Below are 16,240 nucleotides of genomic sequence, written 5' to 3' on the forward strand. Positions count from 1 at the left end.
ATAGCGCTATTGATCAGGAACTCCCATGTATAAGGCATAGGGGTTTCCGGGGCGTGTGCGTTTGGGCTTAAGAGCGAGGTTGCTAGGATGTGAGCCTGTGAGCCTAACACTTGGAATCGTCGGCCTGCCTAACGTTGGCAAGTCCACCCTTTTTAACGCCCTGACCCGTAACGACGTCCTCGCCGCAAACTACCCGTTTGCCACCATCGAGCCGAACGTCGGCCTCGTCGAGCTTCCCGACGTCCGCCTGACCCGCCTGGCCGAGATTTTCGGCTCCGAGCGCATCCTGCCCGCGACTGTCTCCTTTGTGGACATCGCCGGCATTGTGAAAGGCGCATCTGAGGGTGAGGGAATGGGCAACGCCTTCCTAGCCAACATTCGCGAAGCCGACGCGATCTGCCAGGTCGTGCGAGCATTCGCCGATGACAACGTGATCCACGTCGACGGCAAGGTCGATCCCATGTCGGACATCGCCGTGATCAACACTGAGCTGATCCTTGCAGACCTGCAGACCATCGAAAAGGCCCTGCCGCGTCTGGAAAAGGATGCGCGCAAGAACAAAGACTTGGCCGAGGTGGTCGAAGAGACCAAGAAGGCACAAGCCGTGTTGGAAGATGATCGCACGCTGTTCAGCGCCGCAAAGAACGGCGAGTTGGACCTGACTAAGGTGCGCGAGCTCCACCTGATGACGGCAAAGCCTTTCCTCTACGTCTTCAACTCCGACGAGGAAGTGCTTACCGACGACGCCCGCAAGCAAGAACTCGCCGCCCTCGTGGCCCCAGCGGACTGCGTCTTCCTAGACGCAAAGACCGAAACCGAGTTGCTTGAGCTCGAAGAGGACGAGGCTATGGAGCTTCTCGAATCCGTAGGACAGACCGAGCCCGGATTGCATTCCTTGGCCAAAGCCGGGTTTGCCACCCTCGGATTGCAAACTTACCTCACCGCAGGCCCCAAGGAATCCCGCGCCTGGACCATTCACCAGGGCGACACTGCTCCTCAGGCAGCCGGCGTGATCCACACCGACTTTGAACGCGGCTTTATTAAAGCGGAGATCGTTTCTTTCGCAGACCTCGATGCCGCTGGTTCTATGGCTGAGGCAAAGGCTCAGGGCAAGGTTCGCCAGGAAGGCAAAGACTACGTCATGGTCGACGGCGACGTGGTGGAGTTTAAGTTCAACGTTTAGTCGGACTGCTCCGCGCCACAATGGCCACAATGGCTTCTGGCTTTTCGCCCCCCCGGCATCGTTTTCCATCGGGAGATTCGATGCCGGGGCGTTCTTCATCGCGGTGCTATCTTTGCGCATGTACTAGTGCGAGACGATTGCCAGGGGAAGCACGTCAGCCCTTTCGTAGCTATTGTTGTGCGCCCGTATATCCATGGCGAAATCGGCTGCGATGGAGTGTGCGTGACTGACGCTGATGGGGACGGTGGGGCGTGGCTGTCGGGGAGCCCAATGATGATAATGCTCTATCGTCGGAAAGAGGTTTGCGTAGGGGCAGAACGCCTCCGTGAAGTGGGCGCCGTTTTCGTCGCAGGTAAGAGGGAAAGAAACGACGAAGTCTGGGTTGGCGGTGAGCGTGTCGTCGATAAGCGAAATACTCAGAGGTGTTGCTGCTGACGGGGGTCGGCTTTCGATCTGGACGTCGCAGGCGAAGAGTCCGGCCAAGATGAAGGTGTCTAGGAGGCACCAGGTGTATGCGCTGACCCCTGTGGATAGGTGCGCCAGGTGGGGTGTGGGATTCGGTGAGATGAGACGATCGGCGAGCTGCTGGATACCGCCGTCTGTATGGCCTTTGAGCAGGATATGCAGGTCGCGCGCGGAGGGGGAGGACGAGTTTGAAGACACTCGGCGATGGTACCACTATTAGCAATGATTATCAGTAGTGAGTGTTGTGTAGAATCCGTGTCACACAGTCCTGGGACATCGGCTATAAGCAGCTGCTATGGCGATCCCTGTAGAAGTTAAATTCCAGCGGAATGTCGTGTAATTTAAGTTCAATGTTAGATCAACTTCCTCCGTGTCCTGAATGCTCGGAGCCGTACACCTATGAACAAGGTGCGCTCCTCGTGTGCCCGATGTGCGCTTATGAATGGACCCTCGTCGCGGACAACGACGACGAATCATCGTCTGCAGAAGACAAAGGCATCCGTGATGCCGTGGGTAATCTGCTTGCCGACGGCGATTCCGTAACTGTGGTCAAAGGCCTGAAAATCGCTGGCAGTGGCGGTGGAACCATCAAGGTCGGGACAAAAGTTAAGAGCATCCGACTGCTCGATCAGCCTGTCAATGGCCACGACATTGATGCCTCTGTGCCCAGCCTCGGGCGGATCTACCTGAAATCCTCGGTGGTCAAAAAGGCTTAGGCTGAGGTGCTGTGGAGGGATCAGAATAATCTGGTCCCTCCTTCTGCTATTCCGCGCATTTCTCGCTAGGAGGGTAAAGAGATAACCCGCTGGTCATCACCATGCTCGTGCGCACGATGTGAGATTTCGATGATCGTAAGCTCTGGATAATTCTCCTTAAGCGAGCTTCTGATTGCCTGGTCCAGCTCTGCGTTGACGTTGGCGGTGAATTCGTCGAGAACCAGCACCGATGGTTGGGTAAGCAGGGCTCGTGCCAAGCATAAGCGCTGCATTTGTCCACCGGATAGCCCCGCAACCTCGGTTCCGGTGAGTGAATCCAGGCCCTGTGGTAGGCGATGAATCTCTTGATCTAAGTGCACCACACTAAGCACATGCCACATGGCTTCTTCGGTGGCATCGGGGCACGCGAGTAGGAGGTTGGATTTGATGCTTGCGGTTAGCAACTCACTGCGCTGCGGCACAAGCGCAATGGATTTGCGCAGTTCTGTCAACTGATACTGAGACACGGAAATTCCGTTGAGTAGGATGTCGCCGCTGCTGGGGTTATCAAACCTGAGTAGGAGATGGACTGCCGTGGATTTGCCACTTCCTGACGGCGCAACAAAGACCACATGCTCACCGTTTGTGATGGTGTGCGTAAACCCCTGCAGTATCGGCTTTTCCGGGGCGTCGGGATATGCATAGCTAACGTTGTCCCAGGTGATCGTGACGGGTTGCGTGCGATCAACACTAAGAGTGCCGTCGTTGACCGTAGCTGGGAGGTGACAGATGTGGTGGAGTCTGCGTGCGGCAGCAAGTGAGTGATCGAGCGCACCGGCGGCGTCTTCTAGGCCGCGTGGGGCGTCGAAAAGCAGAAGGCAACCGCCCATAATGAACGCTATGTCGGCGGGGTTTGCGTTGCTTGCGATTCCGACGATGAGCACGCCGAGCACACACGCGTAGGTGAGTCCGAGGTTGATTCCACGCCGAAGCGCACGATAGTGGGCGGCGGGCATAGCTAGCTTTGCGACGTCCCCCGCAATTCCCCAACTCTGCTCAAGCCGTTCCTGCTGCCGTCCGTAGGAGACGATTTCCTCGGCGCCGAACACCGAATCCGTGACGTGCTGCGCCAGCTCACGGCGCCTGATCAATACTTTTTGCGTGGAATCAAAGGACTGCTTCGCCCCAATTAACGGAACCACAAGCGCAGAAAACAAGCCAAAAATAAGGGGAACTGCAGACAGCTGCCAGCCATAAAGTAGACCCCATGCAACACCGAATCCTAGGGGAACGGTGACTCCCGCAATCGTGGGGGCGATAGTGTGGGCATAAAGAACCTCAATCCGGTCGATGTCCCTGGTAAGCGAGGTGACCAGGTCGCCAGATTTAGTAGAACGCAACACCCCGGGGGCCTTGGGCCACAGTCGGGAAAAAGCGGCACCGCGGAGCAACTCAAGAGCCTTAAACGCGACATAATGACCGGAAAACTGCTCGAGATAGTGAGCGAGCGCTTTGATGCAGGCCAACACCGCCAACGTGATGAGGACAAGGGTGATCTGCCCAGTGCCCACAACGATTTCTACTACGCCCTGTACAGCCAACCCAAAGATCATAATTCCTAAGCTGAGCTGGATAATGCGCATGACGATGGAAAAATAGAGCGGAGCGTGGACGGGTCGGGTGATCGAAAGCACCCAACGCACAACCTCTCCTAGTGACGGTGGCATCGTAGTTGTCGCGGTCATCGCAGCTCACCTGCTTCCATTGTGTAGACGGTATCGGCTGCGGCTAGGAGGGCGGGGCGGTGAGTGACCATGATGGCTGTGATGTTCTCGGGGAGTTGTTGGATCGCAGAGACGATGAGCGCCTCGGATTCGAGGTCGATGTGGCTGGTGGGTTCGTCGAAAAGCACAATGTCGCGGCCGGATAATAAGGCGCGGGCAAGGGATAGTCGTTGCGCTTGGCCACCGGAGAGGAAGGCCCCGCGCTCGCCGACGTCGGTGTCTAGGCCATGGGGCATACTGCGTACCTCATCGGCTAGGTTGGCGCGCGAAAGTGCTTCCCACATGTCGGCTTCTGAGGCATCGATGCGCGCGATGCGCAGGTTGTCAGCGATCGAACCGCTAAAGAGCCAGGTGTGCTGCGCTACGGTCGCGGTGGCGGTGCGGATGTTGTTGAGAGGCGTTGTTGCTGCGTCTAGGCCTCGGATAGTAATCGCGCCGGGAGTCGTGGGGAGGAGACCGCGAAGGAGGTGGAGCAGCGTCGATTTGCCCGATCCAGAGCGGCCAACGATAGCTATTTTTGCCCCATGTGGAACCGTGAAACTGACGTTGGTGAGTACCGGAGTCTCTCCGTAGGAAAAGTTCAGCGAATCGACGACGATAGCGTCGCAGGAGCTGCCATGCTCCATCGAACCGGCGTCATCGTTATCTACGGCCTCTGTGCGTTCGTGCGTGTGAAGGTACTTCTTGATCGCTCGCTGCGCGGCGATGCCTCCCATGCCGACGTAGAAAAAACCAGCGACCTGGGCTAGCGGTGCGAGTAGGAGAACCAACAAGAAGACGGACGCTAAACCGTGACTAGGAGAGAGGGATCCGCTGGAAACGCGCACAGCGATAATCGCAACGGTGGTGCAGATAAGAACAAGCGAAACCGCAAGATCCATAACGATGATCACCACTTGATTGCCTGCCAGCAATTTCATGGTGGCGCCACGGTTGCGTTCGCCTTCTGCGCGTAGTTGCTGTTCCACCCGACTGCCAGCAGTGATGATGCTGATCGTGGTGAGATTTCTGATGGCGTCGAGATATTTTTCTGAAAGTCCAGCTCGCTTGCGCCGTGAATCGGCAGAACGGCTCCGGAACAATCGCATGAAGCCGCGTAGGAGGAGGGGGACAAGGATGAATTGGCCGAGCATACTAAGCCCCAAAAGCCAGTCATAAGCAACGGCAATGTAGACGACGACAGCGATGGGGAAGACCATGGCTGCCAGTGCGGAACCTAAATAAGCATGGCGAAATTCTGCAGCTCGCTCGACGTTATCGGTCAAGAGTGCGACGAGTTTTCCGGGATGAAATTCTTTTCGATCCCGATTAGACATGGTTGGCGCAGAGTAGAGCGCTGCTAAAAGACGATGCCGCGTATGGCGTTCGTGGTCGCGCGCAGTGCGTGCACCGGTGCGAATATCTAAGGCGGTGAACAAGCTCGCGGCGAGGATGGCCGCGCCGGCTGCTGCGTAGGAGAGGGGATGGGCCTCCTCCTCGTGAATATACCGAGTAAGCGCAGAAGCCATAATGACAAGAGCAATGCCCGCGGCGAAGTAGCTCAGCACCGCATATATCGGCACAAGCCAGGCAGAAAGTGGACTCATCCCACGGTGGCTGGTGGGGGATGAGCCGATATGGGTATCAGGCAACATAGTTAGCAATGTTAGCATTGCCTAACATGCCCCTCTCCTAATGGCGCGATGAGTAGGAGAGGTTAGCTCACATAAGACTTCAGGTACTGCGCAGTGAGAGTATGCGCCTCGCCGATCATCTCTTGCGGCGTCCCAGAAAAAGCAACGCGCCCGCCGGCAGAACCTGCTCCGGGACCCATGTCTATCACGTGGTCAGCGTGGGCGATCACTCCCAAATGGTGCTCTACGCAAATCACGGTTTTGTGCGCGTCAACGAGGCTATCCAATAGGGCAAGGAGCTTATCGACGTCCGCCAGATGCAACCCCGTGGTCGGTTCGTCCAAGATGAAAGTGGTGGCTTTCTCGGCCAGATGCGATGCGAGCTTGAGGCGTTGACGCTCGCCACCTGACAACGTGGTCAACGGTTGACCGAGCGTGATGTATCCGAGTCCGACGTCGACAATCCGCTTGAGAATCTTGGCTGCGGCCGGGACTTTGGCTTCTACTGAGGAGAAGAACTCCAAGGCCTCTTTGGCAGGCATAGTTAAAACAGTGGCAATATCTTTGCCGCCAAAGTGATAGCCCAGGACGGAGTCGTCGAAACGCCGCCCCTCGCAGACCTCGCAAGGAAGGTCAACGCCAGACATAATCCCCAGGTCGAGGTACACCACGCCCGCACCCTTGCAGTTGGCGCACGCGCCTTCGGAATTAGGAGAAAATAGCGCGGGTTTTACGCCGTTGGCTTTTGCAAAGGCCTTCCTAATGGGTTCCAGGGTGCCCGTGTACGTGGCGGGGTTTGAGCGGCGGGAACCGCGGATAGGGGACTGATCGACCATGACGATGTCATCGTTTTTGGGCAGCGATGCGATCAAAGAGGATTTTCCCGACCCAGACACACCCGTAACCACGGTGAGTACTCCCAGCGGAATATCTGCATCAACGTGGTCGAGGTTGTTCAGTGTGGAATCGCGGATCTCGATGACTCCGCGAGAAGCGCGGACGCTGGCTTTGGTGGTGGTGCGGTCGTCGAGATGCTTGCCAGTGATCGTTCCTGATGTTTTAAGTCCTGCCAAGCCCCCCGCATATTGCAGTATGCCGCCTTCGCTACCTGCGCCTGGGCCTAGGTCAATAATGTGGTCGGCGATCGCGATGGTTTCAGGCTTGTGCTCCACAACGAGCACGGTGTTGCCTTTGTCGCGGAGCTCCAGGAGCAGGCGATTCATCCGCTCGATGTCGTGCGGGTGCAGGCCGGCGGTGGGCTCATCAAAGATATATGTGACATCGGTGAGCGCGGAGCCTAGATGGCGCACCATCTTTGTCCGCTGAGCCTCACCACCAGAAAGACTGCTTGCTGGGCGATCCAAGGTGAGGTAGCCCAGGCCGATGTCGACGAAGCTCTCTAAATTGTGCTGGATCGCTTCCAACAATGGGGCAACGGATTTATCAGTGACACCGTGCATCCACTCCGCAAGGTCTTTGATCTCCATCTGGCACAGCTCGGCAATGTTTTTTCCATTGATCTTGGATTCCAAGGCATGGCGAGCCAACCGCGTGCCGCCGCATTCGGGGCAGGCAATGAAGGTTACGGCGCGGTCGACAAACTCGCCTATAGCCTTTTGCATCGACTCGCGATCTTTGCTCAGAATAGACTTTTTCACCCTAGGAACAAGGCCCTCATAAGTGTAGTTGAACCCGTTGAACTTGACCTTTGTTGCCTCCTGGTAGAGCAGCGAGTGCTTTTGTTTTTCAGTGAACGCATCGATGGGCTTGTCTGCCGGGTACAGCCCTGTTTCCGCGAAAGTCTTCCACACCCAGGACCCCACTTTGTATCCTGGGACTAGGAGGGCGCCGTCGTTAAGCGACAACGACGTATCCACCAACTCAGACATATCAATGTCGCTCACTCGGCCCATGCCCTCGCACGTGGGGCATTGTCCGCCGGTGCGCTTGAAGTTGACGTGTTCTTTCTTCCCTCCTCCTACGGAGATCGCGCCGGAGGCCTGGACGCTAGGAACGTTGAACGAGTATGCCCCAGGCCCTCCTACGGACGGTTGTGCGATTCGGGAGAACAGAATGCGAAGCATCGCGGTGGCATCTGTTGCCGTTCCTACTGTGGAACGTGAATTGGTGCCCATGGGTTCTTGATCCACCACGATGGCCGTGGTGATACCTTCCAGTCCGTCTACGTCTGGACGCGCTAACGTGGGCATAAAGCCTTGTACGAAGGTGGAGTAGGTCTCATTAATGAGCCGTTGCGACTCCGCGGCGACCGTGCCAAACACTAACGACGACTTTCCTGATCCCGAGACACCTGTAAAAACGGTGAGTTTGCGCTTGGGGATGTCTACGGTAATGCCGCGAAGGTTATTTTCATGTGCGCCGATGACTCGGATGAATTCTTGGGACATGAGGCAGTTGCTCCTAGAGTTAAGGCACTGAGTGGGGGGGGAGCCGGATCGGCAAGAGGGGCTAATGAATCTGGGGTGAAAATACGAAGAATCAGCATACGCAGTGAATTATGTTGACGCATCACGAAAACTGACCCCGATAAGAAATCTTATCGGGGTTCTACACAATAGGGGTAGGCGCGGGCCTAGAAGCGGTTAATGCTTTTTCTTGTGCAATGCACGGTGAATCGGCTCGACTACGGCCACGATGATGCCGCCTAGGAGAAGGCCGAAGATCAATGAACATGTTGTTTCCACAACCCACCGGACAAACTTGCCTAAGTGCTCCACATGGTGAACAAGATCGTGGATCACGTCATGCGGAAGATGCCACCACCCAAGCTCCGCAAGCCCGGCAACCACGATATGACCGCCCACCCACAACATGGCCAGCATTCCGATAACGGAAATAGCATTGAGTACCTTGGGCATTGCCGTGACGAGCCCTCTGCCGAGCCGCTTGGCACCAGCTGAATCGCGTGTGCCAAGTTTTAGTCCAAAGTCATCCATCTTGACTAGGAGGGCAACCGCTCCGTAGACAATTGCGGTAATAAAAATTCCGACAGTAATAAGGACTGCGGCTTCCATCCAGATGCTCTTATCGGCTACCTCATTCAGCGAGATAACCATGATCTCTGCAGAAAGGATGAGGTCGGTGGTAATTGCGCCGCGGACGAGAGTGTTTTCGTCTTTATCGCCGGCTTCTTCTTCACTCGCGTGCTGCTTGCCGGAGACCATTTCCCAGACTTTTTCTGCCCCCTCAAAGCACAGATAAGCGCCTCCAAGCATGAGGATGGGAGTAAGCAGGCCCGGCGCTATGGCGTTGAGCAGCAACGCAATAGGCAAAATAATGAGCAGCTTGTTAACGATGGAGCCTTTAGCAATACGCCAGATGATAGGAAGTTCCCGGGCAGGTGCCACCCCTTTGACATATTGTGGGGTCACTGCGGTGTCATCGACCACTACGCCTGCGGCTTTGGCACTCGTTTTTGCAGCTGCCGCTGCAACATCATCAACGTTGGCGGCAGCTGCTCGGGCGATAAGGGCTACGTCGTCGAGAAGGGCAGCGAGGCCACCAGCCATGAGAAAATCCTAACGTGAGAGGGAAATATAGAAATTCCATCGTAGCGGGGATCCAGTCATCTCCCCAACAAGAAAGCACTGTGGCATAAGGTCTAGATCATGCACATCGTTATTATCGGCGCCGGGGCGGTTGGCGGATACTTCGGCGCTTTGCTTCATGAGACTGGGACAGATGTTACTTTTGTGGCTCGAAATGAGAGTCTGCAGGCACTAAAAAGCAGGGGACTGCGTATTCACACGCCCGAGGGGCTTCGCGACGTTCCCGTGCAGGCGGTGTCTTCTCTTTCAGAAGTAGAGTCGGCAGACATCGTTCTCCTAGCCACGAAGACTCTTTCAGCCCCCGAATTGCCAGAAGCGCTGCCCCGCGGCGCCGTGCTGGTGACCACACAAAATTCTGTGGAAATGCCACAGATAGCCATCGATACCTTTGGTGCTGCTGCAGTGATCCCAGGTGTGGTGCGCAGTTTCCTTACTAGGAAGGGGCCTGCGGAAGTCGAATTCACTGGAGGTGTCCTGAGCTTTACCTTTGGTTCGGTAGACCCCGCAACGCAGGACACTGTCAATGAATTGCAGCAGGCTTTAGCTAAGGCGGGCATTGAGCCCATTGTTCATCCCGCAGTAATGGAAGACATTTGGGCAAAGGCTATGTTTGTCACGTGCTTTGGTGCGCTAGGCGCTCTTGTGGAGAAGCCTTTGGGAGATATTCGCACAACATACCGAGCGGATTTAAAAAACCTGATGCGGGAAGTCGAAGAGGCCGGGCGTGCATTAGGGATTAATCTTCCCGCAGATATTGTGGACGCCACGCTTGCATTCGCTGATAGTCAGGCTGCTCATGCGACTAGCTCGATGCAAAGAGATATTCTCGACGGCCTTCCTAGCGAGCTGGATGCTCAAGTAGGAGCTGTGGTGCGGATGGCGGAGCGCGGGGGTAGAGAAGCACGAATGCATCGCCTGATCCTTGATGTTCTTTTACACCGATAGAGGTAAACTGTCCCGCGCACATAATTGTACAAAGAAAACGGGTGCTTAAGGGGCTATACGCCTTGAGCTGAGATGGGTCGCTATACGGTGCGTCGTAAAGCCCCAAACCGTAGGAACCTGATCCGGATAATGCCGGCGATAGGGAGAAAACATGAGTACATCTGTATCTTCATCTGCTTCCGCGCGCGCGTCGTGGCGCGTTGTGGATATTGTTATTGCTTCAGTCCTGGGCATCGCCTGCGGATTGATCTTCTGGGCGTGGAACTCCGTTGGATACGCGTGGTACCAGGCGGCTAACGCACTTACTCCTGGTCTGGGAGGCATCGCCACCGGCATTTGGTTGATGGGAGGCGTGATCGGTGGGCTTGTGATTCGCAAGCCTGGCGCTGCGGTATTCGTGGAAGTTCTGGCAGCTGCGGTCTCCGCAGGAATCGGAAATCAATGGGGGATTGAAACACTGTATTCAGGCCTGGCGCAGGGCTTGGGCGCAGAACTGATTTTGGCTGCCTTCTTGTATAAGCGCTTTGGTGTGGTCGTCGCGATGCTTGCGGGTGTGGGTGCTGGAGTTGGCGCATTCATCCTCGAGCTCTTCCTGAGTGCCAACTACGCCAAGACACTTGCGTTTAACCTGACGTATTTAGGGGCGATGGCAGTCTCCGGTGCGATTTTGGCGGGACTCGTAAGCTACCTCTTGGTTAAAGCGCTGGCCTCAACTGGTGCTTTGGACCGCTTCGCCGCAGGCCGGGAGGCTCGCGCGCGGGTTTAGTGCTCTCGCTCGGCTCCCACTCAGCTCGTGCCATGGATTTTCCGCGCGTGGCACGTAGCTGGTTATGCGACTAGGAAGGGGAAATGTCGTTTTTGAGAACACAAGAAAAGCTTTCCTGGGCTTTTATCAGTGGCGTACGCTCTACCGTTCTCAAAAACGATAATTATGGCCTTTCCTGTGTCATCTATCCGCGCGCCACAAAGATGAGAGGCGGTCGCTGCGTCGGCTGGGCTGGGCCGTATGCGACTGGACTAAAAATACTGTTCCCAGCACCACCTTGTTGAATAGGAAGATAGGAATGCCCCCTCAGATTTATGCACGGGATTTTGGGTACCGTCACTCAAGTCGTATCAAGCATGCTTTGCAGGGCATCAATCTTGAGGTGGACCGTGGGGAACGCATCCTCCTACTCGGGGCGTCGGGTGCCGGAAAATCCACGTTGCTTTCTGCGTTGGCGGGCGTGCTAGGCGCCGATGAAGGGGAAGGCGAAGGTTTCCTAGAGGTCCATGCGACGCCTGGGATGGTGCTGCAGGACCCGGATTCACAGGTTATCTCCTCGCGAGTAGGAGATGATGTGGCGTTTGGCTGTGAAAACCTCCGCCTTCCTAGGGACGAGATATGGCGTCGCGTGCCTGTTGCCTTGGACCACGTTGGTCTGCAGCTGCCTCTGTACCATCCCACGGCGTTGCTGTCGGGAGGTCAAAAACAGCGACTCGCACTTGCTGGAGTGCTCGCTATGGGCGCGGATTTATTGCTTCTCGACGAACCCACCGCCAACCTGGACCCACAAGGAGTCCGCGACGTGGTGGCAGCAGTGGAAACCGCCGCGGATGCCACGAACGCCACTGTAATAATCATCGAGCACCGCGTGGATACGTGGCTCGCATTTGTGGACCGCATTATCGTGCTAGGCGATGACGGAAGCATCATCGCTGATGGCCCAGCCGATACCGTGATTTCTCAGCATGGAGAAGAACTCGCTCAAGGCGGCGTGTGGGTGCCGGGCAACGATCCCCTCCTACCCGCGGCACAGCCAGTGAGCGCATCAGCGGAATACGCGCTGACCACGCATGATTTGGCCGTGGGCTGGGACTCTCCACTACATGACTCGCTGAACCTTGCTATACCTCGGGGTTATTCGACTGTACTTACCGGGGCCAACGGCGCTGGAAAGACAACAACCTTGCTCACCCTCGCAGGATTACTTCCGTCCCTAGGAGGGGAAGTGCGGGTAGCCCCGGCAATCGCCGGAAAGCTCGGCCCCCACCCTTATACCTGGTCCTCGACAGCGCTTGCTGCCCGTATGGGGTACGTCTTCCAAGATCCTGAGCACCAGTTTGTGGCTAAAACGGTGCGCGAGGAACTCCTTGTTGGAGCACGAGGGGCGAAAACGTCCCAAGACGAGGTGCGTCGTCGCACTGACTCTCTCCTAGCGACGCTCCGCCTGGACCACTTGGCGGAAGCGAATCCTTTTACGTTGTCCGGGGGTCAAAAACGACGTCTTTCTGTGGCTACCATTTTGGTAAACACACCTCACGTGGTGTTTTTAGACGAGCCAACTTTTGGTCAGGATCGCCGCACTTTTACGGAGCTTGTTCTACTACTGCGTCAGCTCACGGAGGACGGGACCACAGTGGTATCCATTACCCATGACCCGCTGTACCGCGCGGCGCTAGGAGACAAGGAGATTCAGCTGTGAACCTCATCAAGGACGTAAACCCGGTCTCCCGCGTCCTCGGCCTGGCACTGTTTACCACGCCTCTTTTGATCAGCGTGGATATCGTGTCGGCAGCGATTGCAGTGATGTTTACAGTGGTGTGTGCGCCCTGTGTTGGGGTGCGCTGGCGAGTGCTGGCGCGGCGAGGCCTTCCCATTTTTATTGCCACGCCGATAGCCGGGCTCTCGATGGCCCTATACGGCAGGCCCGAAGGGCATGAGTATGCGTCTTTCCTTTTCGCCCATGTGACGGATAATTCTTTGAGTCTCGCCGCCGCAATCATGGTGCGTGTCTTGGCCGTAGGGCTACCGGTCATTGTGCTGCTCACGGCCATCGATCCCACGGAACTCGGAGATGGGCTTGCTCAGGTGCTCAAGTTGCCGTCTCGGTTTGTGATCGGGGCAGTGGCCAGTACCAGGCTTATTTCACTGTTTCGTCGGGATTGGCAGTCGCTGCGCCGGGCGCGCCGGGCGAGGGGATTGGATGACAAAGGCCGCATGAAGACAGCTTTTTCTGTGACGTTTGGCCTGCTTGTTTTAGCGTTGCGACGCGGTGCGAAGCTAGCCACGGCGATGGAGGCTCGGGGGTTTGGCCGGTATCCGGATAGGACGTGGGCGAGAACCTCAACCTTTGGGCGTCGTGACGCCCTCCTACTCGCGGCATGCGGCGCGATGTCGACAGTGGCGATTGCGGTTTCCGTGTACACGGGAAGTTTTAGGTTCTTGGGCGCATGATTGTGCTTATCGACGGCCCCTCCGGTTCCGGAAAAACCACACTCGCTAGGAAGCTGGCGGGGATCTTGGGGTTCGAATTGGTTCATCTCGATGATATTTATCCAGGGTGGCATGGCCTTGCTGAAGGTTCTCGGATCGTGGCTGAGGAGGTCTTGGGTGAGGCCTCTGGGTACTGGCGGTGGGATTGGCAGCACGACCGGCGGGGTGAGTGGGTGCCTGTGCAAGCTAAGAACCTGGTGATCGAAGGCGTTGGGGCGATCACGAGGGAGACAGTGGCGGCGTCGAGAAGCAAGGGTTATGTTTTTAGCGTTGTTCTTGACGGCCCGGAAGCGTGGCGGAAGGCGCGGGCCTTGGCGCGTGACCCTGATTACGAGCCGTGGTGGGACATATGGGCGGCTCAAGAGCGGGCTCATTGTGCAAAGCTCCCGGATGTGGATGTGCGGTTATGGCTAGGAGAGAAATGATTATCAGAATCGCGGCAGTTGTGTTTTTTAACGACGGAAAAGTAGCGAGTGTTCGCAAGCGAAACACTGACTTTTTTATGCTGCCTGGTGGGAAATTGGAGAAGGGGGAGGATCCCATGGCAGCGGCGATTCGGGAGATCGCTGAAGAGCTACATATCCATATGGGCACTGATGAACTAGAAGCAATCGGGCGTTATCAGGCACCAGCTGCCAACGAGCCGGGGGCGACCGTTGATTGTGACGTGTTTCTCTATAGCGGAGAAGAAAAACCGCACACCGTGTACGAAGAAATTGCGGAAATCGCGTGGTTTGGGCTCGACAGTGATTCCGAGAGGTTAGCCCCGTTGTCTCGGGATGTGGTTTTTCCCGCCTTAAGGGGGTAAGAATCTCACCCCCATTTGGTAACAAGATAATAACTTTAAAATCATATGGGGAAACTCACCATTCGTCTGACGTGCAGGTAGGAGGGGCGAAATTTTTACAGAAACTATAAGTGGACAGTTTTAGTGACCTGGGCACGTCTGTAGCCCTTATGAATGACATGCGTCACGGACTAGGATTTCGTGCAAGCAATGACCACGTTTCCGGTTGGAGACTATTGCGAAAGATGTCCGTCATCCCCTGGGAGGTCGTAAATGACGCTTAAGAAGACTCTCGCCGTTGGTATGTCCGCGGCCCTTGCTGTGAGCCTCGCTGCTTGCTCCTCGGACTCCTCTGGTAGCAAGTCCGGTAAAAATTATGTTCTGGCTAACGGCTCGGAGCCGCAGAACCCGCTGATTCCCGCCAATACCAATGAGACCGGTGGCGGACGCATCGTGGATGTTATTTACTCGGGGTTGGTTCGCTATGACTCGGATGGCAAGGCACATAATGAGCAGGCCGAGTCCATCACCCTTGAGGGGGACCGAACTTACAAGGTCACCTTGAAAGACGGACTGAAGTTCTCGGATGGAACTCCCATCAAAGCAGAGAATTACGTCAAGACCTGGAATTACGCTGTGGCCAACGATCAGCGCAATGCGTCCTTCTTTGAGCTGGTGAAGGGCTTTGACACCGGCGTAAAGGAGCTTGAAGGGCTGAAGGTTATCGATGATAAGACCTTTAGCATTGAGCTTTCCCAGCCCGTGTCGGATTTCCCTGCTCGCCTAGGATATAGCGCGTACTTTGCGCTTCCAGATGTGGCGTTTGATGACATCGCGGCCTTTGGTGAAAAGCCCATCAGCTCCGGCCCTTACAAGGTTGCGGAGTGGAACCACAACGAGTCCATCACCCTGGTGCCCAATGAGGAATACACCGGGGACCGTAAGGCTAAGAACGACGGCGTGAAGTTTACGTTCTATTCTTCTCAGGATGCTGCGTATTCCGACCTCCTGGCTGGTAACCTCGACGTTCTCGACGCCATTCCGGATTCTGCGTTTGGCACCTTTAAGAGCGAGCTAGGCGAGCGCGCTGTTAACCAGCCGGCTGCGGTTTTCCAATCCTTCACTATCCCGCAGAAGCTTGAGCACTTCTCGGGTGAGGAAGGCGTGTTGCGTCGCCAAGCTATCTCCCTGGCGATCAACCGCGAAGAAGTGACCAAGGCTATCTTCCAAGAGACCCGTACTCCGGCCAAGGACTTCTCATCCCCAGTTGTCGATGGATATAAGGAAGGGCTGCCCGGAAGTGATGTCGCCAAATTCAACGCTGCTAAGGCTAAGGAACTGTGGGCAAAAGCCGACGCTATCTCGCCATTTACCGGTGAGTTCACCATTGCCTACAACTCTGACGGCGGACACCAGTCGTGGGTTGATGCGGTAGCCAACCAAATCAAGAACAATCTGGAAATTTCCGCATCGGGCAAGCCATACCCGGACTTCAAGTCTTTGCGTGACGAGGTCACTCACCGCACTATCAAGGGCGCATACCGCACCGGATGGCAAGGCGACTACCCGCTTCTAGGCAACTTCCTCAGCCCGATTTACGCCACCAATGCTAGCTCCAACGACGGCGACTACTCCAACCCTGAGTTTGACAAGAAGCTTAACGATGCTGCCGCAGCTTCCTCCGTGGAAGAAGGAATCAAGCTTTACCAGGAAGCAGAAGAGATCCTGTTTAAGGAACTTCCCGCTATTCCTCTGTGGTACTCGAATGTGACCGGTGGCTACTCGCAAAACGTAGACAACGTGGTCTTCAGCTGGAAGTCCGTTCCTGTGTACGAACAAATCACCAAGGGCTAAAACCCACCGTCATATAAGACGTTTGTTGCTTGGCCCCGCGTGGTCTCTGCGCGGGGCTCAGCCATCGTTAACAAGCTTTAAGGAAATTG

At 56.1% G+C, this 16,240-nt stretch carries 14 protein-coding genes; 9 read left to right on the forward strand and 5 right to left on the reverse strand.

The annotated features are described in order from the left end of the window. Positions 1-97: 97 nt before the first annotated feature. Complete coding sequence (ychF, locus tag CULFRC11_RS03935; protein WP_014836193.1) at positions 98-1,183, forward strand: redox-regulated ATPase YchF; 1,086 nt, start codon at positions 98-100, stop codon at positions 1,181-1,183. Between the two features lie 123 nt (positions 1,184-1,306). Here ychF and merB read toward each other — a convergent pair whose 3' ends face one another. Next, on the reverse strand, positions 1,307-1,846 hold the full coding sequence (merB, locus tag CULFRC11_RS03940) for an organomercurial lyase (RefSeq protein ID WP_023635441.1): 540 nt from the start codon (positions 1,844-1,846) through the stop codon (positions 1,307-1,309). A 131-nt stretch (positions 1,847-1,977) separates the two neighbouring features. Between merB and CULFRC11_RS03945 the strand changes: the two genes are divergently transcribed. Continuing rightward, positions 1,978-2,364, forward strand: coding sequence for a zinc ribbon domain-containing protein YjdM (locus CULFRC11_RS03945; protein ID WP_014525562.1), 387 nt, complete (start codon positions 1,978-1,980; stop codon positions 2,362-2,364). 65 nt (positions 2,365-2,429) lie between these two features. Here the strand turns inward: CULFRC11_RS03945 and CULFRC11_RS03950 are convergent, their stop codons facing one another. The 4 genes from CULFRC11_RS03950 to CULFRC11_RS03965 form a co-directional block, all read right to left on the reverse strand. Then, on the reverse strand, positions 2,430-4,070 hold the full coding sequence (locus tag CULFRC11_RS03950) for an amino acid ABC transporter ATP-binding/permease protein (protein ID WP_031270170.1): 1,641 nt from the start codon (positions 4,068-4,070) through the stop codon (positions 2,430-2,432). A gap of 14 nt (positions 4,071-4,084) precedes the next feature. Beyond that, complete coding sequence (locus tag CULFRC11_RS03955) at positions 4,085-5,779, reverse strand: ATP-binding cassette domain-containing protein (RefSeq protein ID WP_023635443.1); 1,695 nt, start codon at positions 5,777-5,779, stop codon at positions 4,085-4,087. A 44-nt stretch (positions 5,780-5,823) separates the two neighbouring features. After that, on the reverse strand, positions 5,824-8,148 hold the full coding sequence (locus CULFRC11_RS03960) for an ATP-binding cassette domain-containing protein (protein WP_023635444.1): 2,325 nt from the start codon (positions 8,146-8,148) through the stop codon (positions 5,824-5,826). A 195-nt stretch (positions 8,149-8,343) separates the two neighbouring features. After that, positions 8,344-9,270: a DUF808 domain-containing protein gene (locus CULFRC11_RS03965; RefSeq protein WP_038620451.1), complete on the reverse strand. Its 927-nt coding sequence runs from the start codon at positions 9,268-9,270 to the stop codon at positions 8,344-8,346. A gap of 99 nt (positions 9,271-9,369) precedes the next feature. Here CULFRC11_RS03965 and CULFRC11_RS03970 point away from each other — a divergent pair, with 99 nt between their 5' ends. The 7 genes from CULFRC11_RS03970 to CULFRC11_RS04000 all read left to right on the forward strand — a co-directional run bounded on the left by CULFRC11_RS03970 (position 9,370) and on the right by CULFRC11_RS04000 (position 16,151). Further along, entirely contained in the window at positions 9,370-10,254 is an 885-nt protein-coding gene (locus tag CULFRC11_RS03970; protein ID WP_023635445.1) for a 2-dehydropantoate 2-reductase, read from the forward strand. A 151-nt stretch (positions 10,255-10,405) separates the two neighbouring features. Then, complete coding sequence (locus tag CULFRC11_RS03975) at positions 10,406-11,020, forward strand: ECF transporter S component (protein ID WP_023635446.1); 615 nt, start codon at positions 10,406-10,408, stop codon at positions 11,018-11,020. Positions 11,021-11,318: 298 nt separating this feature from the next. Further along, on the forward strand, positions 11,319-12,719 hold the full coding sequence (locus CULFRC11_RS03980; protein ID WP_023635447.1) for an ABC transporter ATP-binding protein: 1,401 nt from the start codon (positions 11,319-11,321) through the stop codon (positions 12,717-12,719). Then, positions 12,716-13,471, forward strand: a complete 756-nt coding sequence (locus tag CULFRC11_RS03985; protein WP_014525568.1) for an energy-coupling factor transporter transmembrane component T family protein — start codon at positions 12,716-12,718, stop codon at positions 13,469-13,471. Before CULFRC11_RS03980 ends, CULFRC11_RS03985 begins: the two co-directional genes overlap by 4 nt. Beyond that, positions 13,468-13,935: a nucleoside/nucleotide kinase family protein gene (locus CULFRC11_RS03990; protein WP_013911184.1), complete on the forward strand. Its 468-nt coding sequence runs from the start codon at positions 13,468-13,470 to the stop codon at positions 13,933-13,935. The genes CULFRC11_RS03985 and CULFRC11_RS03990 overlap by 4 nt, the downstream gene beginning before the upstream one ends. Continuing rightward, on the forward strand, positions 13,932-14,318 hold the full coding sequence (locus tag CULFRC11_RS03995) for an NUDIX hydrolase (protein WP_014525569.1): 387 nt from the start codon (positions 13,932-13,934) through the stop codon (positions 14,316-14,318). Before CULFRC11_RS03990 ends, CULFRC11_RS03995 begins: the two co-directional genes overlap by 4 nt. A 252-nt stretch (positions 14,319-14,570) precedes the next feature. Next, positions 14,571-16,151 carry a peptide ABC transporter substrate-binding protein gene (locus CULFRC11_RS04000; protein WP_014525570.1) on the forward strand — a complete coding sequence of 527 codons (1,581 nt, stop codon included), beginning with the start codon at positions 14,571-14,573 and terminating at the stop codon, positions 16,149-16,151. The last annotated feature ends 89 nt before the right edge of the window (positions 16,152-16,240 follow it).

This window comes from Corynebacterium ulcerans, from assembly GCF_000767685.1.
GTDB classification, from domain to species: Bacteria; Actinomycetota; Actinomycetes; order Mycobacteriales; family Mycobacteriaceae; genus Corynebacterium; species Corynebacterium ulcerans.

Excerpts from the sequence above, each read along its gene's own strand:
- CULFRC11_RS03945 (WP_014525562.1), top strand. The coding sequence starts at position 1,978 with ATGTCGTGTAATTTAAGTTCAATGTTAGATCAACTTCCTCCGTGTCCT.
- CULFRC11_RS03950 (WP_031270170.1), bottom strand. The coding sequence starts at position 4,070 with ATGCCACCGTCACTAGGAGAGGTTGTGCGTTGGGTGCTTTCGATCACC.
- CULFRC11_RS03955 (WP_023635443.1), bottom strand. The coding sequence starts at position 5,779 with ATGCTAACATTGCTAACTATGTTGCCTGATACCCATATCGGCTCATCC.
- CULFRC11_RS03960 (WP_023635444.1), bottom strand. The coding sequence starts at position 8,148 with ATGTCCCAAGAATTCATCCGAGTCATCGGCGCACATGAAAATAACCTT.
- CULFRC11_RS03965 (WP_038620451.1), bottom strand. The coding sequence starts at position 9,270 with ATGGCTGGTGGCCTCGCTGCCCTTCTCGACGACGTAGCCCTTATCGCC.
- CULFRC11_RS03970 (WP_023635445.1), top strand. The coding sequence starts at position 9,370 with ATGCACATCGTTATTATCGGCGCCGGGGCGGTTGGCGGATACTTCGGC.
- CULFRC11_RS03975 (WP_023635446.1), top strand. The coding sequence starts at position 10,406 with ATGAGTACATCTGTATCTTCATCTGCTTCCGCGCGCGCGTCGTGGCGC.
- CULFRC11_RS03980 (WP_023635447.1), top strand. The coding sequence starts at position 11,319 with ATGCCCCCTCAGATTTATGCACGGGATTTTGGGTACCGTCACTCAAGT.
- CULFRC11_RS03990 (WP_013911184.1), top strand. The coding sequence starts at position 13,468 with ATGATTGTGCTTATCGACGGCCCCTCCGGTTCCGGAAAAACCACACTC.
- CULFRC11_RS03995 (WP_014525569.1), top strand. The coding sequence starts at position 13,932 with ATGATTATCAGAATCGCGGCAGTTGTGTTTTTTAACGACGGAAAAGTA.
- CULFRC11_RS04000 (WP_014525570.1), top strand. The coding sequence starts at position 14,571 with ATGACGCTTAAGAAGACTCTCGCCGTTGGTATGTCCGCGGCCCTTGCT.